The sequence below is a fragment of the Methylobacterium brachythecii genome (assembly GCF_014196345.1).
Taxonomy (GTDB): Bacteria; Pseudomonadota; Alphaproteobacteria; order Rhizobiales; family Beijerinckiaceae; genus Methylobacterium; species Methylobacterium brachythecii.
Genome location: NZ_JACIDN010000004.1, coordinates 1 through 26,441, shown reverse-complemented (window position 1 = coordinate 26,441; position 26,441 = coordinate 1). Strand labels below are relative to the sequence as shown.

At 66.6% G+C, this 26,441-nt stretch carries 20 protein-coding genes, 3 tRNA genes and 1 pseudogene; 11 read left to right on the top strand and 13 right to left on the bottom strand.

Going from position 1 to position 26,441, the window contains the following annotated elements; genetic code table 11:
* The first annotated feature begins 5 nt into the window (after window positions 1–5).
* From GGR33_RS11360 to GGR33_RS11345, 4 genes are all read left to right on the top strand, one after another.
* Window positions 6–9,818, top strand: a complete 9,813-nt coding sequence (locus GGR33_RS11360; protein ID WP_183505180.1) for a tandem-95 repeat protein — start codon at window positions 6–8, stop codon at window positions 9,816–9,818.
* A gap of 166 nt (window positions 9,819–9,984) precedes the next feature.
* Window positions 9,985–11,535: a TolC family protein gene (locus GGR33_RS11355; RefSeq protein ID WP_183505178.1), complete on the top strand. Its 1,551-nt coding sequence runs from the start codon at window positions 9,985–9,987 to the stop codon at window positions 11,533–11,535.
* A 700-nt stretch (window positions 11,536–12,235) separates the two neighbouring features.
* Window positions 12,236–12,604 carry a hypothetical protein gene (locus GGR33_RS11350; protein WP_246413036.1) on the top strand — a complete coding sequence of 123 codons (369 nt, stop codon included), beginning with the start codon at window positions 12,236–12,238 and terminating at the stop codon, window positions 12,602–12,604.
* Window positions 12,605–12,824: 220 nt separating this feature from the next.
* Window positions 12,825–13,055, top strand: coding sequence for a hypothetical protein (locus GGR33_RS11345; protein WP_183505976.1), 231 nt, complete (start codon window positions 12,825–12,827; stop codon window positions 13,053–13,055).
* A gap of 20 nt (window positions 13,056–13,075) precedes the next feature.
* On the opposite strand, the gene GGR33_RS11340 is transcribed toward GGR33_RS11345, so the two are convergent.
* Window positions 13,076–13,369, bottom strand: coding sequence for a hypothetical protein (locus GGR33_RS11340; protein ID WP_183505175.1), 294 nt, complete (start codon window positions 13,367–13,369; stop codon window positions 13,076–13,078).
* A gap of 154 nt (window positions 13,370–13,523) precedes the next feature.
* Window positions 13,524–13,661, bottom strand: a complete 138-nt coding sequence (locus tag GGR33_RS11335) for a hypothetical protein (RefSeq protein ID WP_183505173.1) — start codon at window positions 13,659–13,661, stop codon at window positions 13,524–13,526.
* Between the two features lie 381 nt (window positions 13,662–14,042).
* On the opposite strand from GGR33_RS11335, the gene GGR33_RS11330 reads away from it, so the two are divergent.
* Window positions 14,043–14,414 (top strand): helix-turn-helix domain-containing protein, encoded by a 372-nt coding sequence (locus GGR33_RS11330; RefSeq protein WP_183505171.1) that lies wholly within the window; start codon window positions 14,043–14,045, stop codon window positions 14,412–14,414.
* Window positions 14,415–15,018: 604 nt separating this feature from the next.
* On the opposite strand, the gene GGR33_RS11325 is transcribed toward GGR33_RS11330, so the two are convergent.
* Complete coding sequence (locus tag GGR33_RS11325) at window positions 15,019–15,171, bottom strand: hypothetical protein (RefSeq protein ID WP_183505169.1); 153 nt, start codon at window positions 15,169–15,171, stop codon at window positions 15,019–15,021.
* A gap of 10 nt (window positions 15,172–15,181) precedes the next feature.
* On the opposite strand from GGR33_RS11325, the gene GGR33_RS11320 reads away from it, so the two are divergent.
* The 3 genes from GGR33_RS11320 to GGR33_RS11310 all read left to right on the top strand — a co-directional run bounded on the left by GGR33_RS11320 (window position 15,182) and on the right by GGR33_RS11310 (window position 16,381).
* The gene (locus tag GGR33_RS11320; protein WP_183505167.1) at window positions 15,182–15,394 is read left to right on the top strand and encodes a hypothetical protein; all 213 of its coding nucleotides are present in this window, start codon (window positions 15,182–15,184) and stop codon (window positions 15,392–15,394) included.
* Window positions 15,391–15,924, top strand: a complete 534-nt coding sequence (locus tag GGR33_RS11315) for a dihydrolipoyllysine-residue succinyltransferase component of 2-oxoglutarate dehydrogenase complex (RefSeq protein ID WP_183505166.1) — start codon at window positions 15,391–15,393, stop codon at window positions 15,922–15,924. Before GGR33_RS11320 ends, GGR33_RS11315 begins: the two co-directional genes overlap by 4 nt.
* Window positions 15,925–16,120: 196 nt before the next feature.
* Window positions 16,121–16,381 (top strand): hypothetical protein, encoded by a 261-nt coding sequence (locus GGR33_RS11310; protein WP_183505163.1) that lies wholly within the window; start codon window positions 16,121–16,123, stop codon window positions 16,379–16,381.
* A gap of 93 nt (window positions 16,382–16,474) precedes the next feature.
* On the opposite strand, the gene GGR33_RS11305 is transcribed toward GGR33_RS11310, so the two are convergent.
* The gene (locus GGR33_RS11305; RefSeq protein ID WP_183505161.1) at window positions 16,475–16,747 is read right to left on the bottom strand and encodes a hypothetical protein; all 273 of its coding nucleotides are present in this window, start codon (window positions 16,745–16,747) and stop codon (window positions 16,475–16,477) included.
* A 693-nt stretch (window positions 16,748–17,440) separates the two neighbouring features.
* On the opposite strand from GGR33_RS11305, the gene GGR33_RS11300 reads away from it, so the two are divergent.
* Window positions 17,441–17,827: a hypothetical protein gene (locus GGR33_RS11300; RefSeq protein ID WP_183505159.1), complete on the top strand. Its 387-nt coding sequence runs from the start codon at window positions 17,441–17,443 to the stop codon at window positions 17,825–17,827.
* Between the two features lie 396 nt (window positions 17,828–18,223).
* On the opposite strand, the gene GGR33_RS11295 is transcribed toward GGR33_RS11300, so the two are convergent.
* From GGR33_RS11295 to GGR33_RS26405, 5 genes are all read right to left on the bottom strand, one after another.
* Complete coding sequence (locus GGR33_RS11295; protein ID WP_183505157.1) at window positions 18,224–18,436, bottom strand: dodecin; 213 nt, start codon at window positions 18,434–18,436, stop codon at window positions 18,224–18,226.
* Between the two features lie 324 nt (window positions 18,437–18,760).
* Window positions 18,761–18,847, bottom strand: a tRNA-Leu gene (locus GGR33_RS11290).
* 49 nt (window positions 18,848–18,896) lie between these two features.
* Entirely contained in the window at window positions 18,897–20,087 is a 1,191-nt protein-coding gene (locus GGR33_RS11285) for an FAD-dependent oxidoreductase (protein ID WP_183505155.1), read from the bottom strand.
* Window positions 20,088–20,100: 13 nt separating this feature from the next.
* The gene (locus GGR33_RS11280; RefSeq protein WP_183505153.1) at window positions 20,101–20,370 is read right to left on the bottom strand and encodes a zinc-finger domain-containing protein; all 270 of its coding nucleotides are present in this window, start codon (window positions 20,368–20,370) and stop codon (window positions 20,101–20,103) included.
* 194 nt (window positions 20,371–20,564) lie between these two features.
* On the bottom strand, window positions 20,565–23,546 hold the full coding sequence (locus GGR33_RS26405) for an autotransporter outer membrane beta-barrel domain-containing protein (protein WP_183505151.1): 2,982 nt from the start codon (window positions 23,544–23,546) through the stop codon (window positions 20,565–20,567).
* A gap of 576 nt (window positions 23,547–24,122) precedes the next feature.
* Between GGR33_RS26405 and GGR33_RS11270 the strand changes: the two genes are divergently transcribed.
* Window positions 24,123–24,350, top strand: a complete 228-nt coding sequence (locus GGR33_RS11270; RefSeq protein ID WP_183505143.1) for a hypothetical protein — start codon at window positions 24,123–24,125, stop codon at window positions 24,348–24,350.
* A gap of 121 nt (window positions 24,351–24,471) precedes the next feature.
* On the opposite strand, the gene GGR33_RS11265 is transcribed toward GGR33_RS11270, so the two are convergent.
* The 3 genes from GGR33_RS11265 to GGR33_RS11255 all read right to left on the bottom strand — a co-directional run bounded on the left by GGR33_RS11265 (window position 24,472) and on the right by GGR33_RS11255 (window position 25,564).
* Window positions 24,472–24,547 (bottom strand) — tRNA-Phe (locus GGR33_RS11265).
* Between the two features lie 82 nt (window positions 24,548–24,629).
* The gene (locus GGR33_RS11260; protein ID WP_183505141.1) at window positions 24,630–24,833 is read right to left on the bottom strand and encodes a DNA gyrase inhibitor YacG; all 204 of its coding nucleotides are present in this window, start codon (window positions 24,831–24,833) and stop codon (window positions 24,630–24,632) included.
* Window positions 24,833–25,564 carry a Maf-like protein gene (locus GGR33_RS11255; RefSeq protein ID WP_246413034.1) on the bottom strand — a complete coding sequence of 244 codons (732 nt, stop codon included), beginning with the start codon at window positions 25,562–25,564 and terminating at the stop codon, window positions 24,833–24,835. Before GGR33_RS11255 ends, GGR33_RS11260 begins: the two co-directional genes overlap by 1 nt.
* Before the next feature lie 146 nt (window positions 25,565–25,710).
* Between GGR33_RS11255 and GGR33_RS11250 the strand changes: the two genes are divergently transcribed.
* A tRNA-Gly gene (locus tag GGR33_RS11250) sits at window positions 25,711–25,784 on the top strand.
* 96 nt (window positions 25,785–25,880) lie between these two features.
* On the opposite strand, the pseudogene GGR33_RS11245 reads toward GGR33_RS11250, so the two are convergent.
* A pseudogene (locus tag GGR33_RS11245) lies at window positions 25,881–26,441 on the bottom strand (hypothetical protein); the annotation flags it as partial.

Genomic DNA, 26,441 nt, shown 5'->3' with positions numbered 1-26,441 from the left:
GACGAATGCCGGCCCCGGCGATCCGCGCGCTGGAGCCGCGCTTCGTCTTCGATGGCGCTGCCGCGGCATCGGCCGCTCAGACGCAGTCCGACGCCGCTGCCCAGGCGCATGGCGAGACGGCGGAACAGTCCGCCGACACCTCTCATGCCGAGGCTGCCGACAAGTCGAGCGCGGCGCCTGTCGCTGCGGGTCCGCATGCGGAGACCGCCTCCGCGAACGGGCGCCACGAGATCGTGGTGATCGATAAGAGCGTCGCCGACTGGCAGACCCTGCTCGCGGGCATACCGTCCTCGGCCGAGGTCATCCTGATCGATGCCGGTACGGACGGGTTCGACCGGCTCGCCGACGCCCTCAAGGGGCGCAGCGACATCGACGCAATCCACATTCTCTCGCACGGCTCGGCCGGTGACCTGCATCTCGGCTCGGCCGAGCTGACGGCCCAGTCGATCCAGGGCCGCTATGCCGCCGACCTCGCCATCATCGGCAATGCGCTCACCGCCACGGGCGACATCCTGATCTATGGCTGCGACTTCGCGGCCGGCGAGGTCGGCGCCCGCGCAGCGGAATTGCTCGCGCAGGCGACGGGCGCCGACGTCGCGGCTTCGGACGATGCAACCGGCGACACGGCGCTCGGGGGCGACTGGGACCTCGAGGTCCATGACGGCTCGATCGAGACCGGCATTATCGTCAGCGATGCCGCGCAGCACGCCTGGCATCACCTGCTGGCGCCCGTCACGATCACTGTCAACGGCGACCCGACCGTGAAGGATTCAAGCGGCACCGCGATCACCACGACGCGTACCGCCAACGGCTTCACCTATTACGACGTCAGCACCGGCGTCGTGAATTCGACCGCCCTTTGGCAGAACGTCGGCACCGCCGACGGCGTGGCCGTGGACCTCCGCGCCACCGTGATCGGCCGTGGCGAGAGCGACGACACGGTGTCGTTCGCCAGCGCGAACAACAATGCGGTCATCCTGGTGCGCTCGACGTCGGCTGCCAACGGCACGGTGAACAATGCCGGGCAGATCACAATCAAATGGGAAGTGGTCCGGCACAGCGACGGCCAGGCCGTCTCGGCCGACATCAACTTCCGGATCGGCGACATCGACGGCATCGGCAGCCAGCCGAACACCCGCGAGACCGTGACGCCCTCGCAGTTCGGCCTCGTCTCCTACACGCTGGCCAGCACGACGGATCTCAGGGTCGATACGTCGAACGACAAGGTGCGCGTCTCCGGCACGGAGAACGAGAATACCGCCAATCCGTCAGCCTCGCCCGATTCCCAGTCGAACGTGCAGTTCAACTGGAACGGCGTCACGTCCTGGGTCGTCACCTACGATCTCGCCGCCAACAGCGTCACGGGTGGCGCCGCCTTCCAGCACGACGGCCATCAATCGATGGCGATCACCAATCCCGTCACCAAGCTGGTGCCGAAAGTCGATCTCGACGCCGACGATTCCAGCGGCGCCACGGGCAACGACTACAAGACGACCTACACGGAAAAGGGCAGCGCGGTCGCGATCACCGACACCGATCCGCTCGTCACCAACACGGCGGCTACGGTGTCTAGCGCGACGATCATCCTGACGAATGCGCAGGCGGGCGACCGGCTCAACATCGGCACGCTGCCGGGCGGTCTGACGGCCACGACGACCACGGGCTCGGGCACGATCACGGTGACGATCTCGGGCGATTCCGACCCAGCGACCTATCAGGCGGCGTTGCGCGCGATCACCTTCGACAGCACGAGTAGCGATCCGAGCACGACCGATCGCGTCGTCAAGACGCACGTCACCAGCGATGGCGTTCAAGGCACGTCCTCGACCGCCACCGTGAAGGTGATCGCCGTCGACGATCCCCCGGTGAACACGGTGCCGACCGCTCGGACGATCAACGAGGATACCAACCTGGTCTTCTCCTCGGCCAACGGCACGGCGATCACGGTCTCGGACGTCGATGCCGAGGGCGGTAACCTGACGACGACACTGAGCGTGCTGCACGGTGTCATCAGCCTCGGCTCGACGAGCGGACTGGCCTCGTTCGCCGGAAACGGCACCGGCACGGTGACTCTGACCGGTACCGTCACCGCCATCAACGCGGCCCTGAACGGAACCACCTACACGCCTGCGGCCGACTACAACGGCAACGATACGCTCACCGTCACCACCAACGACAACGGCAATACCGGCACGGGCGGCCCGCAGAGCGATACCGACATGGTCTCGATCACCGTGACGCCGGTGAACGACGCGCCGGTGCTCGATCTCGACGGCTCCGCGGCAGGCACCGGCTATGCGACGAGCTACACCGAGGGCGGCGCCGGCATCGCCATCGTCAATACCAACGTCTCGGTGAGCGACGTCGACAACACGACCATGGCCTCCGCCAAGGCCATCATCGTCAACGGCAGCACCGGAGACGTGCTCAGCATCTCCGGGACGCTGCCGACCGGCATCACCGCCACCTTCGATCCCTCGACCTACACGCTGACCCTGACGGGCTCGGCGACCAAGGCCGACTACCAGACGGCGCTCCAGCAGATCCGCTACGCGTCGACCAGCCAAGATCCCTCGACGGTCACGCGGACCATCCAGGTGAGCGTCAATGACGGCGCGCTCGACTCGAACACGGCAGTCGCCAGCGTCGCCTTCACGACCGTGAACGATCCGCCGGTGAACACCGTGCCGGGCGGCCAGACCGTGGCCGAGGACACCGCGCTTGTCTTCTCGACGGCGAACGGTAATCGCATTGCGATTGCCGATCCCGATGCCGAGACCGGCAACCTCACGACGACGATCAGCGTGCTGCACGGCAACGTGACGCTCGGCTCGACGAGCGGGTTGTCGTCGTTCAGCGGCAACGGCACCGGAACGGTCACCCTCACCGGCTCGCTCAGCGCGATCAACGCTGCCCTGGATGGGGCATGCTACCAGGGCACGCAGGATTACAACGGGCCCGATACGCTCACCATCACGACGAACGACAACGGCAATACCGGGACGGGCGGTGCCAAGAGCGACACCGACATGGTCTCGATCACCGTCACTCCGGTGAACGACGCGCCGGTGCTGGATCTCGATGCCGCTGCGCCGGGCACAGGCTACGCCACGAGCTATACCGAGGGTGGTGCCGGCATCGCCATCGCCGATACCGACGTGTCGGTCACCGACGTCGACAGCGCGACCATGGCCTCGGCCCGGATCGTGATCACCAATGGCAGCGCGGGCGACGCGCTGAGCGTATCGGGTGCCCTGCGCGGCGGCATCGTCGCGGCCTACGATCCGTCCACCTACACTCTGACCCTGACGGGTTCGGCGACCAAGGCCGACTACCAGACGGCGCTTCAGCAGGTCCGATACACCTCGAGCGGCCAGGACCCCTCGACGGTCACGCGCACCATCGCCGTGACGGTCAACGACGGGTCGCTCGACTCGAACGCCGCTGCGGCCACGATCACCTTCACGGCGGTGAACGATCCGCCGGTGAACACCGTGCCGGTCGGCCAGACCGTGGCCGAAGATACCGATCTCGTCTTCTCGACGGCCAACGCGAACCAGATCTCGATCGCCGACCCGGATGCCGGCGGCAGCGACGTCACCACGACGGTCGGTGTCCAGCACGGCAGCCTGACGCTCGGCTCGACCACCGGCCTCACATCGGTCACCGGCGACGGCACGGGAACGGTCGTCCTCAAGGGCTCGATCAGTGCGATCAACGCTGCCCTGGATGGCCTGCGCTACCGCGGCTCGGCCGATTACAACGGCCCGGATACGCTCACCGTCACCACGAACGACAACGGCAATACCGGCTCTGGCGGCGCCAAGAGCGACACCGACATGGTCTCGATCACCGTCACGCCGGTGAACGACGCACCGGTCAACGGGCTGCCGTCCGCCCAGGCGGTCGACGAGGATACGAACCTCGTCTTCTCGACCGGCAACGGCAACGCCATCACGGTCTCGGACGTCGATGCCGGGGGCGGCAGCCTGACCACGACGCTGAGCGTCCAGCACGGCACGCTGACCCTCGGTGGGACCAACAACGTCACGGTCTCGGGCAACGGCAGCGACACCGTCACGCTCACCGGTACGATTGCCGACGTCAACGCGGCCCTGAACGGGACGGTCTACCGGGGCCTGTCGAACTTCTACGGTGCCGACACGCTCTCTGTCGTCACCGACGACAATGGCAATACCGGCGCGGGCGGCGCGAAGCAGGCGAGCGACACGCTCGGCATCACCGTGCGCGCGGTCAACGACCCGCCCTCCAACACCGTGCCTGCGACGACGCAGGTGCTCGACGAGGACACGCCGATCGTCTTCACGGGGGCTGGCGGCAACGGCATCAGCGTCGCCGATCCGGACGATGCGAGCCTAACCGTCACGCTGAGCTCGGTGCAGGGCGTGCTGACGCTCTCGCAGACCAGCGGCCTGACCTTCCTGCAGGGCGACGGCACGCGGGACGGGATCCTGCAATTCTCCGGGACGGTCGTCGACATCAACGCGGCCCTCGAAGGCCTGCGGTTCGATCCGAATGCCGACATGAACGGCGCGGCCCAGATCGCGCTCACGACGCGGGACGCGCAGGGCGCCACAGCCTCCAGCACCATCGCGCTCAGTATCACGCCGGTGGCCGACATCGTCCCGGATTCCGTCTCCACGGACGAGGATACGGCGATCACGTTCAACCCGCTGACGGGTACGAACGGGGCTTCGGCGGACAATTTCGAGAGCCCGGCGGCCTATGTCTCGTCCGTCACGCAGGGCGCGCATGGCAGCGTGAGCTTCCAGGCCGACGGCACGATGACCTACACGCCGGCCGGCGATTTCAACGGCACCGACAGCTTCACCTACACGGTGACCTCGGGCGGCACGACCGAGACCGCGACGGTGACCGTCACCGTTCGACCGGTCAACGACGCGCCCGTTCTCGACCTTACGGCCTCGGCGCCCGGCACCGGCTACGCCACGAGCTACGGCGAAGGCGGTCCGGGCGTGGCGATCGTCGCGGCCGACGTGTCGGTGAGCGACGTGGATAGCGCGACCATGGCCTCGGCCAAGCTGGTCATCACCAACGGCAGCGTGGGCGACACCCTCGGGATCGCAGGCAGCTTGCCGAGCGGCATCACAGCGAGCTTCGATGCCGGTACCTACACGCTGACCCTGACCGGAAGCGCCACCAGGGCCGACTATCAGGCGTTCCTGCAGCAGGTCCGGTTCTCATCCGACAGCCATACCCCCTCGACCGTCACGCGCAGCATCGCTGTCACCGTCAACGACGGCGCGCTCGACTCAAACGCCGCCGTGGCGACGGTCGCCTTCGGCGACGTCAACGATGCGCCGGTCAACGGCATGCCGGCCGATCAAAGCCTCTACGAGGACACGCCGCTCGTCTTCTCGGCGGCCAATCACAATGCGATCACGATAACCGACCCCGATGCGGGCAATGGCAGCCTCACCACGACGCTCAGCGTCGGGCACGGCACGCTGACCATCGGCTCGACGGCCGGGTTGCTCGTCGTCAACGATGGGACCGGCTCGGTGACGCTGACCGGCACGCTCGCCGCGATCAACGCGGCGCTCGACGGCACCACCTATCGGCCCGCGGCGGATTACAACGGCGCGGATAGCCTGACCGTCCTCACCAACGACAACGGCAATACCGGCGCGGGTGGGGCCAAGACTGACACCGATACGCTGGCGCTGACCATCCTGTCCGTGAACGATGCGCCGCGCGCCGGCACTCTGCCCGCTCTCGGCTCGCTCGACGGTGCCGTGATCGGCGGGCTCGATCTCGGCCGCTATTTCAGCGACGTCGAGGGCGACAGGCTGAGCTTCAGCATGACCGGCCTGCCGCCGGGCCTCACCGTCGATCCGGCCACCGGCCGCGTCGGCGGCACGATCGACCATTCCGCCTCGCAGGGCGGGATCCACGGCGACTACACGGTGACGATCACGGCTGATGACGGCCATGGCGGCCTCACCAGCCGGGCTTTCACCTGGCGGGTGGTGAACCCGGCGCCGATCGCCCGCAACGACGAGGCGATCACCGATGCGGCGAGCGTGGCCACCGGCTCGGTGCTCGCCGACAACGGCAACGGTCCCGATCGCGATCCGGACGGCGATCCGCTCTCGATCGCTGCCGTCAACGGCGTGGCGGCCGATGTCGGGCGTCCCGTCGCCGGCTCGGCCGGCGGACGCTTCACCGTGCTCGCCGATGGCAGTTATCGCTTCGATCCGGGCAACGACTTCGCCGATCTCGCCGCCGGGCAGATCCGCACGACGCAGATCGGCTACACGCTCAGCGACGGCGAGGGCGGCGTCTCCCAGGCGGTTCTCATCGTCACCGTCACCGGGCGCACCCTCACCCCGCCGGTGCTGGCGCCGACCGACGCCACGGCACGCGACGGCGAGAGCGTGTCTCTGCCCCTAGCACCCCTGTTCCCGCATCCCGACGACACGCCGCTGACCTATGGCGCCACCGGCCTGCCGCCGGGCCTCGCCATCGATCCGGCGACGGGCATCGTCTCCGGTACGATCGACCACGCGGCCTCGGGTGCCGGCGGCCTGACGGATTACCGGATCACGGTGACGGCGACTGATCCGCAGGGCGTGACCGAGACCCGCGACGTCATCTACCGCGTCACCAACCCGGCTCCGACCGCTCTGGATGATGTGGCGACCACCGCCGAAGGCACTCCGGTCGTCATCGACGTGCTGGCCAACGACATCAGTTCCGACAGCGATCCCCTGGCCATCATCGCGAGCGGCGATTCGGCCCCGCGCGCCGGCCACGGCCAGGTCGGCGTCGTCAATGGGCAGCTCGTCTACACGCCGGACGCCCATTTCAACGGCCGCGACACGATCACCTATTCGATCGGCGACGGGAATGGCGGTGTCAGCACCGCCACGGTGATCGTCACCGTTACCTCGGTGAACGACGCGCCGGAGGCGGGCACGCTGCCCGACCTCTACGGCCGCGACGGCGACGCGGTGAGCTACGACGTCTCCAGCCGCTTCCACGATCCGGATACCGACCCCTCGGTGGTGCAGGCGCCGAGCGGCGACCATCTGAGCTTCGCGGCGACGGGCCTGCCGCCGGGGCTCACCATCGACCCTGCCACCGGGGTGATCTCGGGCACGCTGCCGAACGATGCTGCGCCGGTCTCCCATTATACCGTGACCGTCACGGCGACGGACATGGCCGGGGCCAGCGTCTCGCGCAGCTTCACCTGGACGGTGAGCGACGACGCGCCGAAGCCTGCGCCCGATATCACTACCACCCCGGCGGGCTCGCCGGTCATCGTCCCAGTCACGGCGAACGACGTCGATCCGAGCGGGACCGCCGTGCATCTCGTCGACGCGCCCGGCGCGGCGAGCGCCGGTCACGGCACCGTCTCGGTCGATCCCGCGACGGGGCTCCTCACCTACACGCCGGACACAGGCTTCTCCGGTCGCGATACCATCGTCTACACGGTCGAGAACGCGAACGGCGACCGGGCCACCGGTATCCTGACCGTCACCGTGACCGCGGTGAACCAGCGCCCGACCGCGCCGGACACCCTCGCCAGCCGCAACGGCGTCGACGGCCAGAGCGTGAACGTCCCGCTCGGCAACCTGATCACCGATCCCGACGGCGATCCGCTCACCTATGCGGCGGCCGGACTGCCGCCGGGCCTGAGCATCGATCCGGCGACGGGCGCCATCACCGGCATCATCGACCATGCCGCTTCCGGCGCGAGCGGCAGCCGAACCTATGTCGTGACCTTCACCGCCACCGATCCGGGCGGCCTCGCGGTCTCGCGCAACCTCGCCTGGACCGTGACCAACCCGGCGCCGACGGCGGCGGACGACGCCATCACCACGGCCGAGGACACGCCGGTCGATATCGACGTCACCGCCAACGACCACGATCCCGACGGCGACCCGCTCTCCGTGGTGCCGGGCTCGGCCGTCGCCGCGCATGGCACGGTGACGATCAATCCCGACGGCACCCTGCATTACGTGCCGGGTCGCGACTTCAACGGCAGCGACCGCATCCTCTACACGATCACCGATGGCAATGGCGGCTTCGCCACGGCCTCGGTGACCGTCACCGTCACCCCGGTGAACGATGCGCCGGTCGTCGATCCGGCCTCGCCCGCCATCGCCGACCGGTCGGCGAACGATGCTCAGACTGTCTCGATCCCGGCCGGAAACGCCTTCCACGACATCGATCGGGGCGACCGGCTCAGCTTCAGCGCCACCGGGCTGCCGCCCGGCCTCTCGCTCGATCCGGCGACGGGGCTGATCTCGGGCACCCTCGCCTCCGATGCCTCGACGCGCGTTCCGGGCGGCACCTACACGATAGCCCTCACCGGCACCGATCTCGCCGGCGCCTCGGCCACGGCGCGGTTCACGCTCACCGTTGCGAACCCCGCCCCGATCGCCGTTGACGATATCCTGACGACGGCGGAAGACACCCCGCTCACCGGCAACGTGCTGGCCAACGACCACGACCCCGACGGTGACAGGCTGCACGTCGAGCCGGTGACCGGCCCGGCCCATGGCCGTCTCGACCTGCATCCCGATGGCACCTTCACCTACATGCCGGATGCCGATTTCCACGGCGCGGACTCGTTCACCTATGCGCTGGTCGATTCCGATGGCGGCCGCGCCACGGCGACCGTGCACCTCACGGTCGGAGCGGTGAACGACGCCCCAGTCGCCACCGCCGACCCGCTGACTGTGCCGGCCAACACCGTCGGGACCGGCCGCATCGTCGCCAGCGACCGCGACGGCGATCCCCTGAGCTTCCGCGTGACGGGAGGCCCTGCCAACGGCACCCTGACCCTCGCGGCCGACGGCAGCTACGCCTACCGGCCCTATGCCGGCTATAGCGGCTCCGACCGCTTCACTGTCGAGGTCAGCGATGGCCATGGCGGCCTCGCTCTCGTCGCCGTCGCGATCGACGTGACGCCGAACTCGATCCAGGTGCCCCCGACCGTCCCCATGCCGGGATTGATGCCGCTCTTCTTGGCCGGGGAGCGCCCTGCCGCCCCGCCGGTCCAGCCGCCTGCCTCGTCGCTCGCGGCGGAGGGCATCATCCTCCCGGCGGTGGCCGGCATCGAGTCACTCCACTCGATCGGCGACGTCGTCCTCGCCGACGGTGCGGTGGTCGCGGCGGTGAATGGCGTCGCCCATCTCAACGGCACCGTGATCCTGCCCGATCACCCGGTCATGCTCGAAGAGGGCCAGCGCATCGCGCGGATGGCCTGGGAGCGCTTCGAGCGCATGCCGATCGACGACACGACCTGGTTTTCGCCGCGCCCCTATCTCGGACGCTCGCTCGGCGTTTCCCTGGCGGCGGACGAGTTGGGCTTCGGCACGAGCGATCTCATGGTCGAGGCGATCCGGCGTCCGGACACGCTCTCGATCAACCTGCACGGCCATGCCGCGCGCCTCGACTCGGTCGCGGAAGTCCGGCTGCTCGGCCTCGACGGCGGGCCGCCGCCGGACTGGATCGAGGGCGACGGCTTGGGCGGGTTCTGGGGCCGTCCACCGGCCGGAACCGGCATCGTCCGGATCGAGCTGGAGATCGTGTTGCAGGATGGCCGCATCGTCCGCCGCGCGCTCAGCGTCGATGCCGAGACCGGCGAGATCCGCGCGCTTCCGAAGCCCGCGGCGGCTTCCGAGCCGAAACCCGTGGGCAAGCCTGCGCCGGAGCCGGCGCGGCCTGCCGAAGTGCCTCTGTTCTCGACGCAACTCGCCGCGCTCGGCACGCGCGCGGCCCACGACATGGCCTTGATCGAGCGCGCGCTGACACGCCTGGGTTGATCGGAGTGGGACAGGCGCGACCCTCGGGTTTGACGCTTCGTTTACCTTAACGGATCAACAATCCGGGTGTCGCGAGAGTGTGCCTCCGGGGGGATTCCCGAACGCGACCGAAGCGAACGGGATGCCCGGGTTCATGGTGCTGAATCGTCATTCTGGCGGTAGGCGGATGCGTCGCGTCGTCTGCGCCCTTCTTGGGGCGACGGCTCTCGCAGCGACGGTTGCCGGCTGCACGCTCAAGCCGGAGCCGCTCGGCCAGGCCGAACTCGGCGCCTATGCTGCCGACAAGCTGCGTCGCGTCGGTTCGGACCAGCCCCTGCCCGGCCCGCGGATCGACCTCTACGAGGCGTTCGCCCGTGCCCTGAAATACAACCTCGACCAGCGGGTCGAGATCATGCAGACGGCCGTGCGCGCACAGGAGCTGAGCTTCGCCAACTCGTCGATGTTGCCGAACTTCGTTGCCAACAGCGCCTATGCTGGCCGCGACAGTTACGCGGCGAGTTCCTCGATCTCGGTGCTAACCCAGCGCCAGTCGCTGGAGCCCTCTTACAGCCAGGACAAGAACTACGTCTTTTCGGATCTCTCGCTGAGCTGGAACATCCTCGATTTCGGGCTGTCCTACATCCGCGCCCGGCAGGCCGCCGACACCGTCCTGATCGCGGAAGAAAACCGCCGTCGTGTGGTGAGCCGCATCATCGAAGACGTGCGCACCGCATACTGGCGCGCCCTGTCGAGCGAGCGTCTCGCCAGCCGCCTGCGCCAGCTCGAAGGCCGCGCCCAGGCCGCCATCGGCAATGCGCGCCAACTCTACAAGGACCGTCAGACCTCGCCGATCACGGCGCTGACCTACGAGCGCGAACTGATCGAGATCAAACGCGAGATTCAGCGGGTCGAGACCGACCTGCTCGTTGCCCGCAGCCAGCTCGCCGCGCTCATGAACCTGCCGCCCGACCTGCCCTTCCGGCTGGCCGAGATGGAGGGCGTCGAGGCCGGCCTGAAGCTCGGCGTGGCCGATCCCGACCTCGTGCGCGTCGCCCTGGAAAACCGCTCGGAGCTGCGCGAGGTGGCCTACCGCCAGCGCATCAACGGCCGCGAGGCGACCGCCGCCCTGCTCGAACTCCTGCCCGGAATGAACCTGATCGTCGGCGGCAACGCGGATTCGAACCGGCTGCTCTACAATTCGAACTGGGTCGGCTGGGGCGCCCGCGCCAGCTGGAACCTGATGAACGTCTTCAAGTATCCGGCACGCCAGGGCCTGATCGACGCGCAGGACGCACTGCTCGACAAGCGCGCGCTCGCGGTGACCATGGCGGTGATGACCCAGGTCCATGTCAGCCGCGTGCGGCACATGCTGGCGATGAAGGAGTTCCAGACCGCCGCCGACTTCCGCCGCGTCCAGCGCCGCATCGTCGGCCAGATGCGCTCCTCCGCCGCCGTCGAGTCCGCCAGTGAGCAGACCCTGATCCGCGAAGAGATGAACACGCTCATCGCCGAGGTGAAGTACGATCTGGCCCACGCGGCCGTGCAGAACGCCCGCGCCAACGTCTACGCCTCGCTCGGTCTCGACACCTTCCCGCTCGCGATGATCGATGGCTCCGACCTGCCGCAGCTCAAGCAGGCGGTGCAGCAGAGCTGGCTCGGAATCGGCGCTGTCTTCGCTGAGGCCCCACCGATTCCAAGGGTACCATCTAGCCCGGCGCCGCTTGCCCTGCGGCACTGAGCCGACCCAGGATGCCAGCACCTCCTCATCTGCCTCTCTGCCAGCAAGAAGGTAGCGATGCGTCGGATGAATTCGTCCAGTTCGACTTGCTCGCTGAATAGCGCAATGGAAGAGCTAGTTCCCAGCGCGCTGGAAGACAATCGTTGGTGCTCCGTGTAAGTTCGCCGACTGGCTGTTCGGTTGTTACAAATCGGTTCCCGATTGTCGGCGCAACTGGGTGTTTTAAATTGAAAACAAAAGATATCCGGCGCTTTCGCGTTGATTGCTGCTACACTTGAGTATTCAACTGGCTCGTACTTAAATCGTCTGCTCAGCAGCGAAGCCAGTGCAACCGGTTTCACTGAGGTTCGTGCAGGCGACCGCTCGATCGAGTTGAAAGCGGCTACACTGGGGAGCCGGGAATCTATTTTAAGTCATTGATTTTTAGAGGTTAGAGGGCCGGGCCGATTGTCCCCCCCTTCCGCCAGAGTGGTTTTCCAGTCCCCGGCTTCGATGAAAAAAAATGTCGCCGAAAGCTACCCTGTTCCCGAGCTGGGGAGTCTTGCGCGGCTCAAGCTGAACGGTTTCTGCCAGCCCGCTTCAGCCTCGGTACAAGCCCAACCGGCCATTCTTCCCATGCGGTCACAAGACATCGACCGCGCCATGAGAGACCGGGCATCCCATCCGATGCCGGCCTCCTCGGAGTTCCAGGGGATAGGCCATGAAGACAGTCGCTGTGCTCTCGGCCGCCGCGCTCATCGGCGTCGGCGTTCTCGCCTCGTCCGCTGCGGAGGCTCGCGGAGGCGGTGCTTTGGCAGCCGGCATCATCGGTGGCCTCGCCGCCGGAGCCTTGCTCGGTGCGGCTGTCTCGGATGCCCATGCAGGCCCGGATTATGGCTATGCGCGACCCGGTCCGGCTGACGGCTTCGGTCCGGCTCCAGTGGCGTTCTATCGCCCCGCTCCCATCGTCCGCGGCTACGCGTACGAAGAGCCCGCCTACCAGTCGTTCCCGGTCGAGTATGGCTACCGACGCGAACCCCATCGCTGGCATCGTGATTGGGACCGTCCCTATGCCTATCGGGGCTGGTAGGTCATCCGGGACGCGATCGGGCGATCTCGACTGGAACGAGGGACGGCGCCGAGGCGGCATCGTCCCTCGCCCGTCGCCCTCGTTCACTCGATTTCTCCGGGCGCCGTGCCGGCTATTGTTGGCTCGGCTGCGGGCTGACCCGGGCTGAAGCTTCAGGAACGCCATGGCGCTCGACCCGTTCTCCCCATGGTTCTCGCATGAGACGAGAGGGGGCGCGACGATGTCGGACAAACTCAAGAAGGCGTTGATCGGTGCTCTCGTTGCCGTCGCTCTTGCCGTGGCCGTGTCCTACGGGCTGATCAGCCAGCAAACCGCTGACAAAATCCAAACCGAAACGAACCAGACCCTGTCGCAGGATCAATCTCCGGCGCCCCAGCAGATGCCGCCCGCGCCGCAAAATCCGGCGGCTCCGGCCCCGGCTGCGCCGAACCCCGCTCCCGCTCCGCGCTGACCGGCGAGCGCTCCGCAGTCTCAGCGTTGGACAGCGACCGGCTCGTTCCGGCGCTGGGCGAAGCCGCCGCGCTCGGAGATCTGTCCGCTGCGCCCGCCTTCGATTCGGCCGGCAGCATTCGCAGTCGTTGCCATGGTGCCGAACGAGAGTGTTTCGACGGCGAGGCCGCCCTGCCTGACCGCGTCAGGGATGTCCGAATGATCGTAGTAGCCGGCCTCGTGGGCCATTGCGTCGAGGGCCTGGATCTCGCTCGTCGCCGAGCCTGTCCAGAGGATGGCTCCAGTCGCGCCTTGTCGAATCTGAAATACGGGCATGGACGTCTCCGATCGAACGCTCATCGCAACAAGCGTCATGGAGACCGCGGCGTTCCGCCGAACCTTTACCGAAACCGCTGAGGCGACCAGATGCCGCTAGCCCCGCCGATTCGGAATGCTGCGAGAAAGGCTTCCGTGAGCGTACGCGTGCGCCTCAGGCGGGCTCGATCCACCGTAGCACGGCAACGAGGCGCTCGGCCTGTGGCCGGGTCAGGCCCGTGGACACCGCATCGCCGTTGCGGAAAATCGTGCAGGTGCCGTCTTCGGCCACGCGGATTTTGATCGAGGCCATTGCAACCCACTCCCCCGCCGCTTCGCGACCCTTGAGCTGAAGCTTAACCGTTTCTGAACGGGACGCCAACCGAAGCGTGGCCGTTTCTGCGGTTGCTCGCGGGATTCTTTTTCGGCCACCGCGGCTGGACCACGCAGATACGGGCTAGCCCGATTTTGCCGCTGCAAGACCTTGCAGATGTCGCGCTGGACGGGTCATCATGGTCTGATCGGGCGAAATCCTGCGGCGGGCGCCGTTTGTGGGAGATCGACTGAGGTTTTTCAGTCGTCGGCGGAGATGGCTTGACAACAGGTCGGCCGGAAATCCAAAAAAGACCTGCTCACGGAAACTTGAGAGTCCGGACGAGACGTGGATGAGTGGGTGGCCCAGGATCGCAGAGCCATGAAGCAGGTCACCGAAACCGACCGGTTGATCGGCGAGCGGATTACAGCGGCCCGGAAGCTCGCGGGCATCTCGCAGACGACGCTCGCAACCGCGATCGGCGTCACCTTCCAGCAGGTCCAGAAATACGAGAAGGGCCTCAATCGCATCTCGGCCGGCAAGATCGTGGAGATCGCCCGGCTGCTCGGGATCGGCCATGCCGAGTTGCTCGGTTCGACGGACGACGTGCCGGGCCTGCCCTCTCTGTCGAGGGCCGCGATCTCCCTTGCCCAAGCCTTCGACCGCTTGCCGGAGAGTGCGAGCAAAGCTCAGTTGCGGCGCCTCGTCATGGCACTCGCCGACGATGTCCCGACGGAACGAAACGAGCCGTAGGAGCGCGCTGAGGGAGCGATCTGCCTGGACGCGGCGCGTGTCGTAAGCGCTTCCGATCGCTCGACCGTGGCCCCTATTGGTCGATGTCGGCACAGCGAACCGCAGATCGGACTACTATCGCTGCGTAACAGTCACCATAAGATTTTGATTTAACGATACTTCTTTCGCCTTTTTATTGTTGGAGCGATACATAATTGTATTTTTGTGTGCTTGATTTTGAAGCTTTCGCAGATATATATTTTTAATAAAATCATTGAAGTCAATAATTTCGAATTTTATAGATGTTTTTCCGACGCCTTGCTCGTATAACTGCGGCAAATCGGCATCATCACCAAAAGACAGCAGCCGCTCAGCGGCTTAGTGATCGACGAAAATGGAAAGATGTTTTATCAAAAGATAGAAATGCCGCCGATACGTTGGCTGTATCTTGCTGAGATCGATTGACGTGAGCAGAGTGGGCCATGTTTAGCGAACTGCTCGTCGCGATGCCCCCTGTCTCGACCGCTCGGCTGCACCGAAACGCTGGCGGACTGATATGAGCACGCATCGGCCTACCCCATGGTCGCCCGAGCCGGAATGCGAAGATCCGGGCGAGAGCTCGATCCTACGCTTGGCCGAGCATGCAATCGGTCTCTGGCGCGCGGCTCAGGAAGTTCGCGATCCCGTTCTTCTCGAAGCGCTCAGGCCGTTGGTAGTTCACGTCGCGCGCGCTCTCGCTCGAGACATTATGGCGGATGCCGAGGATGGGACGGCGCATTGATCGTTCGTTGTTCAAGACGTCGCGCGCCGGCAGGCATGGCGGCCATGTCTTTAGCAAGAGATCAATCGTGGAAATGCGCTTCGTCACCACCATCGGCCCTACAGCCGGCATGGAAACTCAATCGCAACCGTTTCTGGACAAAATGTCCTTGAACGGTCATGTGGCTGTTCGGCGCGCAGATCAGCGCTCACCGATCTCAACGACATCAGGAAAAGCATGACTCGCTATCGCGAGCGGCGGTCGTTTACCGTCGCAGCCAAGTCGAGCGGCCAAAGCGGCTTCGTCACCATTCCCGTCAAGGCGCCGCGAGCGCCTCAAGCGGCCCGCCAAGCCTTGGCGGCGCCAACGCCTGCAGCGTTTGCCGAGCTGGCGCCCGCAGCCGCCCCGGCGGCCGAGGTCACGCCGCGCCGCGTCCTGCCGAGCTTGATCGCCTGGGAGGCTCCGGTCCCCGAGCCCGAGCCCGCATTCACGCCGGAGCCGCCGCTGCCGCGCGTTCGCCGCGCCACACCTCAGGGTACCCTCGAGGATGGGCCACGCCGGAGGGGCAGGCCGCGCAAGCATCCTCTGCCGATCGACACTGCGCCTGCCGTCGAGCGCAAACCCGAACCCGCTCCGATTGCCGCTCCGACCGTGAGCCCGGTGGCGCAGGCGACGCCGGCGAAGCCCGCACTGCGCCGGGTTCAGCCCGACGGCACGCGACTGCGTCTCGGTGAGCGGTGGAAGCGCCGCCTTCCGCGCGCCTGCTGGTAGCATCTCTCTGTCTGGCGGCGCGGGTCACTTCGCCGGACACGGTGCTGCCGATCCGCACTGAGTACTCTGCCCGATAGCCGCCAGCTGGCCGTTGTCTGCGGAAGCTTGACTGCACGCCGGTAAGGGTTGAAGCCCTCACGCTGCCCTCGATCAAAGTTCGGACGCTCCGAACATAGGCGCGGCGTCAAGGATCACCGTGTCCAAGCTTTCCGTGACTGTTTTCGCCGTGTTGGCAGGCTTCGCCCTCGTGACCGGTGCCGCCGCTCAGACCGGCGACATGAGCTGTGCCGACTACCTCAAGGCCGATGCGCAGGCACAGGCCAGCCTCTCGGCCGAGGATAAGGCCATGCTTCAATCCGATCCGCAGGCCGCCGCGATCGATGCCAAGGTCAAGGCCTATTGCCGGGCGAATCCCAAGGTGTCCTCAAGCGAGGCGATCATGAAGGCGATGCAGTAAGCCGGTCGCGCTTGAGAAGGCCTGCCCGGCATCACTGCCGAGCGGGCCGACAGCCGAAGCCTCGGGCCGACCAAGCGTTTGACTGAGGCGGCCTTACGAAAAGCCCCTGCCGCCCTTCGACTGGAAGGTCCCCTTCCTTCGCGAATGGGCGAGAACCTCGGCCTTCACTCCGGACAGGTAGCTCGTCAGCACCGATTGGACAGTCTTGTCCTCGCACTCGACCCAGAAGATCGCCGGCCTGACATCCGCACCGAGCGCCCGAAGAATCTGTTCGGCCGGCTGGGTCACGTTGCGGTCGCTCTCGCCGACGAGGCGGTGCCGTCCTTTCGGGGTCGCGATCATGATGGTGACGGGCGCAGCGGACATGATGCGGTCCTAACGTGCTGGGAGTGAGCGCGCGCCGGAACAGCCGACGTGCTCCAGCTCAGAGTTAACGGCTACGCCTATCTGCCGTTCCGTGGCGGCCGCAATCCATCGCGCAGGTCATCGCCTCTCGCGCACCCGGCGCAAGGTCGCGGCGCCGATTCCTGGAACAGGCTGCGAAGGAGCGCCGACGGCTTTCGCTCGAAGCTTGCTCTGATTTTCCAGAACCGATCACGTTGTCCGCGTCTCGGCCTGTGCGATCGAAACGCAACGCAATCCGGTGTTTCGAGGGCGTCCTTGGCTCACCAAACCAGACGGATGGCCGGAAACTTGGCAGCCGCTCTGGCGCGGACAGCGGGAGACCCTTCCGCCCCTGCCCTAACGCCCAAAAAGACCCCTATAAATCAAGACAAGTCTCAGGTTCGATCGGCGAGCTTTGTAGCAGCCTTTGTAGCGCCGGACAGTTTTCAACGACCGCATATGGCCATGAGGGAAGATGGGCCGCCAGCAACACCCGGCCCTAACAACGGGGCTCCGTGACGGCTTCGACTGTCCGAATTGAGACATGAAGGTTGCGGCAACAATCCGTTACGTAAACGTGTGCATTTGCGCACTTCATCCTCCGAACAAATCGTCTGCGCCCCCGTTGAACCTTCATCTCAGACAGCGGTCAGATTTGGCCACGGAGTCCATGACATGAAGAAAATCGCGATTGCCGCAACGGCGCTCATTGGCGCCCTGGCTTTCCTACCAGCCTCTGCCGACGCTCGCGGCTTCGGAGGTGGTGGCGGCTTCCATGGTGGGGGCGGCGGCTTCGGAGGCGGGCGTGGTTTCGGGGGAGGACGCGGCTTCGGTGGCCCTGGCTTCGCCGGTAGAGGTTTCGCCGGCCGTGGCTTTGCAGGTGGGTATGGTCGCGGTCGCGGCTACTACGGCCGGGGGTTAGGCTACGGGCTGGCAGGCGCCGGGCTGGGCCTGGGCGTTGGATACGGCCTCAGCGGCTACTACGGCGATGGATGCGGCTATTATGGCTACGGCGCCTATGGTTCGCCCTACTGCGGCAGCTATTACGGCTACGGGTACTGAGCAGCCGCTGACCTAATCCGAACTTTGAACACGAGGCCTCGGTTCGCACACGCAGCCGGGGCTTTTCCTTATGGCGCCTATGGGTCGCGGCCTTAGCCTAGACCGACACCCAGCAGCCTACGGCTAGCGGCATCTCAGTGGCCCATCTCCGGAGACCGAAGCGTAGACGAGTCTGCCGCCAGCCGCGGCACAGTCGGCCCTGACAGTGCTCTGCGGCCTATGGAAGCTCCAGATCGCGATCATTGGTGCCACCATAATGAAGACCACCGCGGCCATCAGGAACCCCGGAATCCATCCTGGAGGTGACCGCGGAGGCTCCGGCCGCACCGGCGGGATGGGCGCCAGGAAGGCCAGCAGGGGCAGGTAGGTGGATGCGCTCATGGGCAGGCGAGAGCCTCAGCTCCCTTCCATCGTGAACCCGACCTTGAGGGTCACTTGGTAGTGGTGGACCCTCCCATCCTCGATATGGCCCCGCGTTTCGAGCACCTCGAACCACCGGAGGTTACGGATGGTCTGGCTGGCGCGGCCGACCGCTCCCTGAATGGCGTCCTCAATTGAGTTGGGAGACGAACCGACCAGCTCGACGACCTTGTAGACGTGATCCGACATGGCTCTCTCCTCAGCTCCCACGAAAGAGGGAAACGAGATTGATGCGCCGACCGATCCCTGGCTAAGGCGTCCCATTCGCGCAACTCGGCCTTCGCCACTCCCATCGGAAGTGAGCCGGGGCGTCGAAATCTTTCCTTCTGGGATATTCCGAAGGCCAGCCTGTAGGCAGCCCGTACGTCCTTCGGGATCCCCTTGCGGGCGAACCAATCACCGTTGGTGGCGCGAGTAAGCGAGGTCATAGGAACGGCCATTTGTAGTTCAAGGGCGACCGTAACCCGCTGTGTCAGCTAGATTTATATGATTTCGAAGCGTCGGTAGACAACGTGGTGCGGACGGCGGGACTCGAACCCGCACGGCCTTGCGGCCGCAAGATTTTAAGTCTCGTGCGTCTACCGGTTCCGCCACGTCCGCATGGGACGAGCGGTAACGGCGGCCCGGCGCCAGATCAAGCCGGGACGGCTCAGGCCGTGTCCGGTGTCCAGCCGTAGAGCCAGTCATAGCGCCGGCTCATCCCGGCCGGCCCAAGGCGGCGCATCACCGCGTTGCGGGCGAGCCCGACCAGCGGGCCCGCGTGGTAGGCGCGGCCGTTGGACCTCGCTGCCTTCCAGACCCTGCGCACCCGGTCGCCGCGCGCCTCTGCGTAGGCGTCGAGGGCATCGGGCACCTGCGCGTGGGCGCCGAGGCTGTGCGTGAGCACGGCTGCGTCCTCGATCGCCATGGCGGCTCCCTGCGCCAGGAACGGCAACACCGGATGGGCGGCGTCGCCGATCAGTGCCACGCGGCCCTTGGCCATCGGCCCCGCCGCCGGACGGTCGACCAGCGACCAAACCATCCATGTGTCGGGAACGGCGAGCAATGAGCCCAACGGTTCCGCGGCGTTCCGGAAATGGTCGCGCAGCACGGCCGGATCGCCGAGGCGCCCCCAATCGTCGTCGCCCTCGCGCTCTGGAACCACTGCGACGACGTTGAGCCGCTGCCCGGCGGCGATAGGGTAGTGCACCACGTGCCTTCCGTGGCCGAGCCACAAACCGGTCTCGTCGCCCCGAAATTCGGGCGGCGCCGCCTCGCGCGCGATCGTCGCCCGCCAAGCCGCCTGCCGGTGTGCCCGCAGCGGGCGCGCGTCGTGCCGCGCGCGAAGGCTCGAGCGCACGCCGTCGGCACCGATCGCGAGATCCGCTTGGATCACGTCGCCACGCCCGCCCGCGACGCTCTCCAGTGTCAGCAGGACGCCGTCGGCGGTCTCCTCGACCGACACGACCTCGCGGCCGACGAGCAGCCGGATGCCGGTCCGCCCGCGCACGGCGTCGAGCAGCAGTGTCTGTAGATCGGCCCGGTGGATGACGTAGTAGGGCACGCCGTGGCGTTCACGGATCGCGGGGCCGAGTTCGATGCCGCCAAGCGCGCGCCCGCTGGCGAGATCTCGGATCGCCACGCCCGGAGGCTCGTTGGCAGCCCGGCGCAGGGCCGGCCCGAGCCCGAGCTCTATCAGGATGCGGCTGGCATTTGGCGAGATCTGCAGGCCAGCACCCACCTCCGAGAAGCCGGTGCGCCGCTCGATCAGCGTGACCGAGTGCCCTGCCCCGCTCAGCGCCAGTGCGGCCGTGAGGCCGCCGATCCCGGCCCCGACGACGGCGATCGAGAGCGGGCTCACGATGCGTGCTGCCTCACTCGGCCGCGACCCTCGATTGCGGCGCGTCGTCCCGCCAGATGCTGGCGGCCGGCTCGGCGCCGTCCGGCTTCAGCCGCGCGTCGTAGACGAAAAGCGTCGAGCAATACTGGCAGATGATCTCGTCGCCGCCGTGACCCATGTCGAGGAAGACGTGTGGATGGTCGAAGGGCGGCAATGCGCCGATGCACATGAACTCGCGTGCACCGACGCGCACCCGCGGCACACCGTCCTGATTGTGAAAATGAGGGACTGCCTTGTCCGCCATCGCCCTGCCCTGCTCTCGGGCGGAACCTCGCGCGAACCGCGAGCCTTCCGCGAACCGTTGGAATGAAGCCGCACGGGTCTAGCCCGTCGCCGGTCGCGCGCCTAGTGGCGCCGCCGCTGTCCCTTCCATGACGAAGCCCCCGGGTCGGCGAGCGACCCGGGGGCTTCCGGTACGGCGTCCGACGGGATCGGGGCTCAGAAGCTGTAGCGCGCTCCGGCCCGGCCCGCCTGGATCGTGTCGGTGGTGGCGACCTCGGCATCGTAGCTGAGGAAGCCGGTCCAGCCCGGCGCAAAGGTGGCACCCACTGCGGCGCCGACCAGAGCACGGTCGCGATCGAGACGACGTCCTTGGACCGCGAAGGGCACGGCCGGCACCAAGGCGAAGTTCGATTGGATCGTGCGGTCCACGTCGGCGAAGTCGTGGACATAGGCTCCCTTGATCGCGAAGGTCACGGGATGACCGCCGATCTCGGCGAAATGCTCGATGCGCGCGCCGATCTGGGAGCGAGCCGAGAGGAAGTCCTTGGCCGCCACGTTCAGCGCGAACAGGCCGCCGCCCTCGACCACTCGATCCTGGCTGAAGCTCGAGACTTGGAAGCCCACGAAGGGCGTGATCGAGGCGTCGCGGGCATAGAGGTAGCGGTAGCCCGCCTCGCCGGCCGAGAGGAACTGGTCGCCGGTCAGCTTGCCGCGGGCACCGCCCGGCTGCAGAGCCTGCAGCCCTCCGAGCGACCGGTTGAGCCGCCCGTCGACATTGGCATAGCCGACGGTGGCCGTGGCGTAGAGCGGGCCGCTGGAGACGCCGCCGTAGAGGCCGACCTGGGCGTTGTCGGTATGCGCCCGCTCGCCAGTCTGGCTCAGCGAGACATCGACGGAGCCGTAGCCCGCCGCCACGCCAAGGAACGTGCCGGCGCCCGGATGCATGTCGATGCCTGCGGCGAAGCCACCGATCGTCTCACTGCGGGCCGAGGTGGTCGGGCTCGCGGAGACATCGCCGGTCTGGCCGTAGCCGGTCGCCCAGACGCCGTAACCGCGGCTCGCCTCGACGAAGCGGGGCTCGGGCACCGGACCGCGGTTCGGCAGGTCCGCCGCGTAGGTCGCCGGCGGCAGGGTGAAACCGGTGGCACCCGATTCGAAGACGCCGGAATAGGCCCGGGCCATCAGTGCATCGGTGAAGGCGCGGCCGGCCCGGAATTGCGGATCGGCGACCGAGGCGTAGCCCTGGCCCGCGGCTCGGTCGAGGATGCCCGCGACCGCCCGGTTGCTCTGGTTGTCGATGAAGGTCAGCGCGGGCGTATTGCCGGCGAGCAGCACGTCGAGGCCGCGTGCCACGGCGCGCTGGTTCGGGGTCTGCGCCACCAGGCCGAAGCTTTGCTGCTGCAGTGTCAGGACGATGGTGTTGCCCTCGGTCGTCGCGGTCGGCGCGAGAAGCGTCGGCAGGCCGACCGAGGTAACGATGTCGAAGCGGCTGTTGTTGAAGCCGCCCGTCGCGTTCAGCACCGTGTAGCGCGTGCCTGGCGTGTAGGTGCCGGCGGCGGCCACGAGTTGGAGTTCGCCGGCCAGCGCCGCAGTGCCATTGACTTGCAGCCGCGCGCTGGTGCCGTCGGCCCTGGCATTGACGGCGAGCCGGGCGTCGTCGTCCTGCCGATAGGCGCCATTGATGGTCAGGGTGCCGTAGGGAGTCACGTCAGAACCCGGCATGACCACGCCGAAATTCGTGACGCGGCCGTTGATCCGGCCGTTGCCGCCCAGCGTGCCGTCCTCGCCGACCGTGGTCGCCGCGTTCAGGGTCGAGTCGACGTAGAGTGTGCCGCCATTGACCGCAGCGCCCTGAGAGAAGGTCTGGGTCGAACCGGCGGCGAGCGTCCAGATCCCACTCGTCACCGTGAGCGACGAGAAGCCGGCGACGTTGCTGGTGAGCCTGCCGTGCCCGTTGCCGGTCGCCGCAGCGGCGGGAGCGGCCGCGACGACGTCATCGTCGTCGTCATCATCGTCGTCATCACCGCCGCCCCCGTTGCCGGCACCGCCGGCGACATTCGTGAGGATGAGGCTGTTGGAGCCGAGGCCGCGGGCGGTGATATTGCCGCCGATCACCGAGTCGGTGCCGAGCGTGATGGCGTTCACCGATCCGGGCACGAGACCAGCTTGGCCGACGTCGAGGAAGGTGATGTTGCCGCTGATCTTGCCGTTGTTGGCGATGGTCTGGTTGCCCTGGCCGAAGAACAGGTTGCCGTTGATCGCGCCGTCGTTCGTAAGCTGGCCGTTCCGGCGGTTGACCACGGTGCTCGCGGCGGTCTGCTGGTCGACGTCGGTATTGCGGATGTCGCCGTTGATGACGCCGGTCGCCGTGTTCGTGATCGAGGTGTTGTAAGGCTGAACGACGTTGGCGGCGTAGGTGGCGATCGCCGCTGAGCCGGCCGCCGTGCTCAGATTCTCGATCGTGCCGCTGTTGATCACCGTAAACGACGAGGCGCGGCCGTTGACGGCGCGGGTATTGGCGCCGGAGGCCGAGATCTTGCCGGTGTTGCGGAGCGTGACAGAATCCACGTCGTCGTCGGAATCGACGCCCGCTACCGACTGGGTCGTCACCGTCGCCGTCGCGGCGCGAGTCGCCGAGATAGTGCCGTTGTTGACGATCGTCAGTTCGTCGATGTCCTCGCCGGCATAGATGCCGATGGCTCGGCCGTTCCCGGCCTGAGAGACGGCAATCGCTCCGCCGTTGACGACGCGCACGTCGTCGAATTCGGTCCCCGCGGGCACGCCGTCGGCGCTCGTATACACGCCATAGAGCCGCTGCGTGTTGCCGATCGCGGTGGCTGCTCCGGTGATCGTGCCGGTGTTGTTGAGGGTGACGCCGCTGCCGTACAGGTTGACGCCGAAATTGTCGCGGTTCTTCGCGGCCGTGATCGAGATCGCGCCGGCATTGTTGACGATGCTGCTGTCGTTCACGCGGACATTTGAGAAGGCCAGGTTCGGTGCGGTTCCGCCAGTCTGGGACGAACCGGTGATGGCGGCGTCCAACTGGATGTTCACCGTCAGACCGGTGACGCCGGCCGGGGCGACGAACCCTGTCGTCGTGGTGCCCGTGCAGGTCACTGTCTGACCGTTCGCGGGAACGGCCGGTGCGCAGGCGGCGTGGGCGCCCGCCACGGCGACGGCCCAAACCGGAATGCTCACGAGGAGAGACTTGCGCAGAGACCCTACGCACCTGGTCTTGTACACGACACTTCCCCCAATTTTATTGATGGTTTCGAGTCGCAGCCCATCGCAATGCAGATAGGTCAACGTCTCGCCATCATCAGAATAAGCATGACGTTCGGGGGAGTTCCATTCCTATATTGAAGCTGTAATAAGAGTCATTGCTTAGGTGACAAAAATGAAACATTCAGTTACGTTTGTGAAAGATAAGCATAAGTATTCAGGATAAAGCAGCAATAATACATTTCAAATAGGAATGCCCTGACGGGATATTTAGGCAAACACGCCTGCTTTCTGGGATGGGGTTCCTCCGAACGGGTGGTGGTCCGGTGGGCCGCGCCGGCAGCATCGTTTGGACTTCAGCGGGAGCGCCGCGCGGCTCGCCCCATTCTCGCCGCCACAAAACGCGGATCTGCTCAGAATTCGTCAACCTAATGCCGTCAAAGGATCGGCATAGGCGAGCGACTGCACAGTCTTTGTGATTACGGCACCGTCTCGAACAGACGGATGCTGGATCGCCGATCGTCTCGTCCTCCCGTCGTTCGAGGTGTTTTCGTGAGTTTCACCGTCACCGCGCGCCATCACGCCCGCGACGTCAGCTTTCAGCGCGGCTCGCTGCTCGCGGCACTGGAACAGGCCCTGACGCTCGCCAGCGCCGGCATGGAGGGCATCCTCGTTCGCGACGGCAGCGGCCGCAGCCGCACGCCGGCCGAACTGAGCCGTGAACTCTTCACGGCTGGCACGGGCCGCGACACGGCAGCCCCGCAGCCGCGCGCCGCCTGAGCGCGCCGACAACGCGACGTTCCGACCGCAACGCCGAGTGGGGGCGCTGCGAGCGCCGCGCCGTCTTCGCAACGCGAGCCTGCGGCCGCGATCGGTCCATTCGAGGTGGTGTCTAGGGAAGTGGTGCCCAGGGACGGAATCGAACCGCCGACACTGCGATTTTCAGTCGCATGCTCTACCAACTGAGCTACCTGGGCGAGCGGCGGAGTGCTGAGCGCCCCGCGGCTGGAGCGGCGGTATAGTCAAGCGCTCGGGCGGTGTCCAGCGCCCTCGAACGCCTCAGTGCGAGCCATCCTCGTCGCGCTCTTCGTCGCCATCGGCATCCTGGCCGGGAAGGACGTAGCGCTCGCCGAGCCAGCGGCCGAGGTCGACGTCGGCGCAGCGCTGCGAGCAGAACGGCGCGAAGGCCTCCGCAGCGGGCTTGCGGCAGATCGGGCACGGTACCAGGGGCGCCTCGCGCCGGGGAGCAGGCGGTTGCGCCATCAGACCGGCGCGCCCCAGCCGCGGCGGACCGGGAAGCCCTCGCCTTCCAGCAGAGTCATGGTCTCGTAGAGCGGCAGGCCGACCACGGCACTCTGCGAGCCGACGAGCTTGATCACGAAGGCTCCTGCGAGCCCCTGGATCGCGTAGCCGCCCGCCTTGCCGCGCCATTCGCCCGAGCCGAGATAGCTCTCGATCTCGCGGGAGGAGAGCCGCTTGAAGCGCACGCGCGCCTCTACGAGACGCTCGCGCTGCCGGCCCTTCGGCGAGAGGATGCAGACCGCGGTGTAGACGCGATGCGGCCGGCCGGACAGCAGACGCAGGCAGTCGGCAGCCTCATCGAGCCGCTCGGCCTTGGGCAGCACGCGCCGTCCCACCGCGACCACCGTGTCGGCGGAGACGAGGTAGGCGTCGCGCAGCATGTCGTTGCGCCGTGCCGCCTCACCAGCGGCATCGAGCTTTGCCCGCGCCAGCCGGCGGGCGAGTTCGCGCGGCGATTCCGATTTACGCGGCGTCTCGTCGACGTCGGCGGGCAGAAGGGCGTCCGGTTCGATGCCGATCTGCTGCAGCAGGGCGAGGCGGCGCGGCGAGGCGGAGGCGAGCACGAGTTTCGGTAAGGCCGTGCCGGGCTTCGCGTTGGCCTGGGCCGCGGCGATGGCGGGCTCGGTTGCGGTTTGCGTCGTCACGGCGCTCATGTGGGGCTTGTCGAGAAGGAGATAAGGCCTGGCACGCATGGGACGAGGCGCGCGGACGCTAGCCGAAACCGGCCGGCATGGGAACGCCGCGGCCCCTTCCCGATCCGTGGACAATCGAAACGGCTCTGCTATGGTCGCCAGCCTGCACTCCAGGGTGCAGCCGGCCCCGGTCTCGGGAGGCCGCCGCGGGCGTAGTTCAGTGGTAGAACGTCAGCTTCCCAAGCTGAATATACGGGTTCGATTCCCGTCGCCCGCTCCATTTAAGCATCGGAAATTGTTGACCGTTTGGCCGTGAATTACGGTCTAGGTGTTCCCCATGTTCCTCATGGTGTTCCCCATCGATCTCCCGAGTCGTTCAGGATCCGTTCTTCGCGGCGCGATGCGCGATCCGAAGTTCGGCAACGTGGCGTGATTTTCCGAGTGCGCCTCGCGAGTAGCGTTGGGTCGTAGCGGTCTGAGAATGGGCGGCGGCGGACCGGATGTGATCGAGGTCCGCGCCGGCATCCTCGGCTTCAGTGATGGCACCAGCTCTGGCGTCCATGTTCCAGACGTTATCCGGCACGCCGGCTGCCCGGGCCACGACACGCCATTCACGCCCGTACGCTGACTCGGCGTAGGGGCGTCCGGCAACCTCGTCGACGATCACGGGTCCGATCCGAGCCTCTGCGGGGATGAGCGTGATGAGTTCGTTTACCAACGGGCAGAGCTTGAGGTCGTGAGCTGCGAATGCTCCGGTTTTCGTCGTCGCCTTTCGGATCACCAGATTCGGATCAATGTCCTGCCACGTCAGGCCGTTGGTCCATCGACGTCCCCGCAGCACAAACTGATCGTCCCCCACAGGAGTGGTCCGCCTTGAGGTATGGCTTTCGAGCCAGGACGAGGACGGACATATGGGAACGAAGCGGCACAAGCCTGA

Bases quoted from the DNA above. Each gene is read 5' to 3' on its own strand.
- GGR33_RS11360 (WP_183505180.1), top strand. From the start codon at position 6: ATGCCGGCCCCGGCGATCCGCGCGCTGGAGCCGCGCTTCGTCTTCGAT.
- GGR33_RS11355 (WP_183505178.1), top strand. From the start codon at position 9,985: ATGCGTCGCGTCGTCTGCGCCCTTCTTGGGGCGACGGCTCTCGCAGCG.
- GGR33_RS11350 (WP_246413036.1), top strand. From the start codon at position 12,236: ATGAAGACAGTCGCTGTGCTCTCGGCCGCCGCGCTCATCGGCGTCGGC.
- GGR33_RS11345 (WP_183505976.1), top strand. From the start codon at position 12,825: ATGTCGGACAAACTCAAGAAGGCGTTGATCGGTGCTCTCGTTGCCGTC.
- GGR33_RS11340 (WP_183505175.1), bottom strand. From the start codon at position 13,369: ATGCCCGTATTTCAGATTCGACAAGGCGCGACTGGAGCCATCCTCTGG.
- GGR33_RS11335 (WP_183505173.1), bottom strand. From the start codon at position 13,661: ATGGCCTCGATCAAAATCCGCGTGGCCGAAGACGGCACCTGCACGATT.
- GGR33_RS11330 (WP_183505171.1), top strand. From the start codon at position 14,043: ATGAAGCAGGTCACCGAAACCGACCGGTTGATCGGCGAGCGGATTACA.
- GGR33_RS11325 (WP_183505169.1), bottom strand. From the start codon at position 15,171: ATGCGCCGTCCCATCCTCGGCATCCGCCATAATGTCTCGAGCGAGAGC.
- GGR33_RS11315 (WP_183505166.1), top strand. From the start codon at position 15,391: ATGACTCGCTATCGCGAGCGGCGGTCGTTTACCGTCGCAGCCAAGTCG.
- GGR33_RS11305 (WP_183505161.1), bottom strand. From the start codon at position 16,747: ATGTCCGCTGCGCCCGTCACCATCATGATCGCGACCCCGAAAGGACGG.
- GGR33_RS11300 (WP_183505159.1), top strand. From the start codon at position 17,441: ATGAAGAAAATCGCGATTGCCGCAACGGCGCTCATTGGCGCCCTGGCT.
- GGR33_RS11295 (WP_183505157.1), bottom strand. From the start codon at position 18,436: ATGTCGGATCACGTCTACAAGGTCGTCGAGCTGGTCGGTTCGTCTCCC.
- GGR33_RS11280 (WP_183505153.1), bottom strand. From the start codon at position 20,370: ATGGCGGACAAGGCAGTCCCTCATTTTCACAATCAGGACGGTGTGCCG.
- GGR33_RS11260 (WP_183505141.1), bottom strand. From the start codon at position 24,833: ATGGCGCAACCGCCTGCTCCCCGGCGCGAGGCGCCCCTGGTACCGTGC.
- GGR33_RS11255 (WP_246413034.1), bottom strand. From the start codon at position 25,564: ATGCGTGCCAGGCCTTATCTCCTTCTCGACAAGCCCCACATGAGCGCC.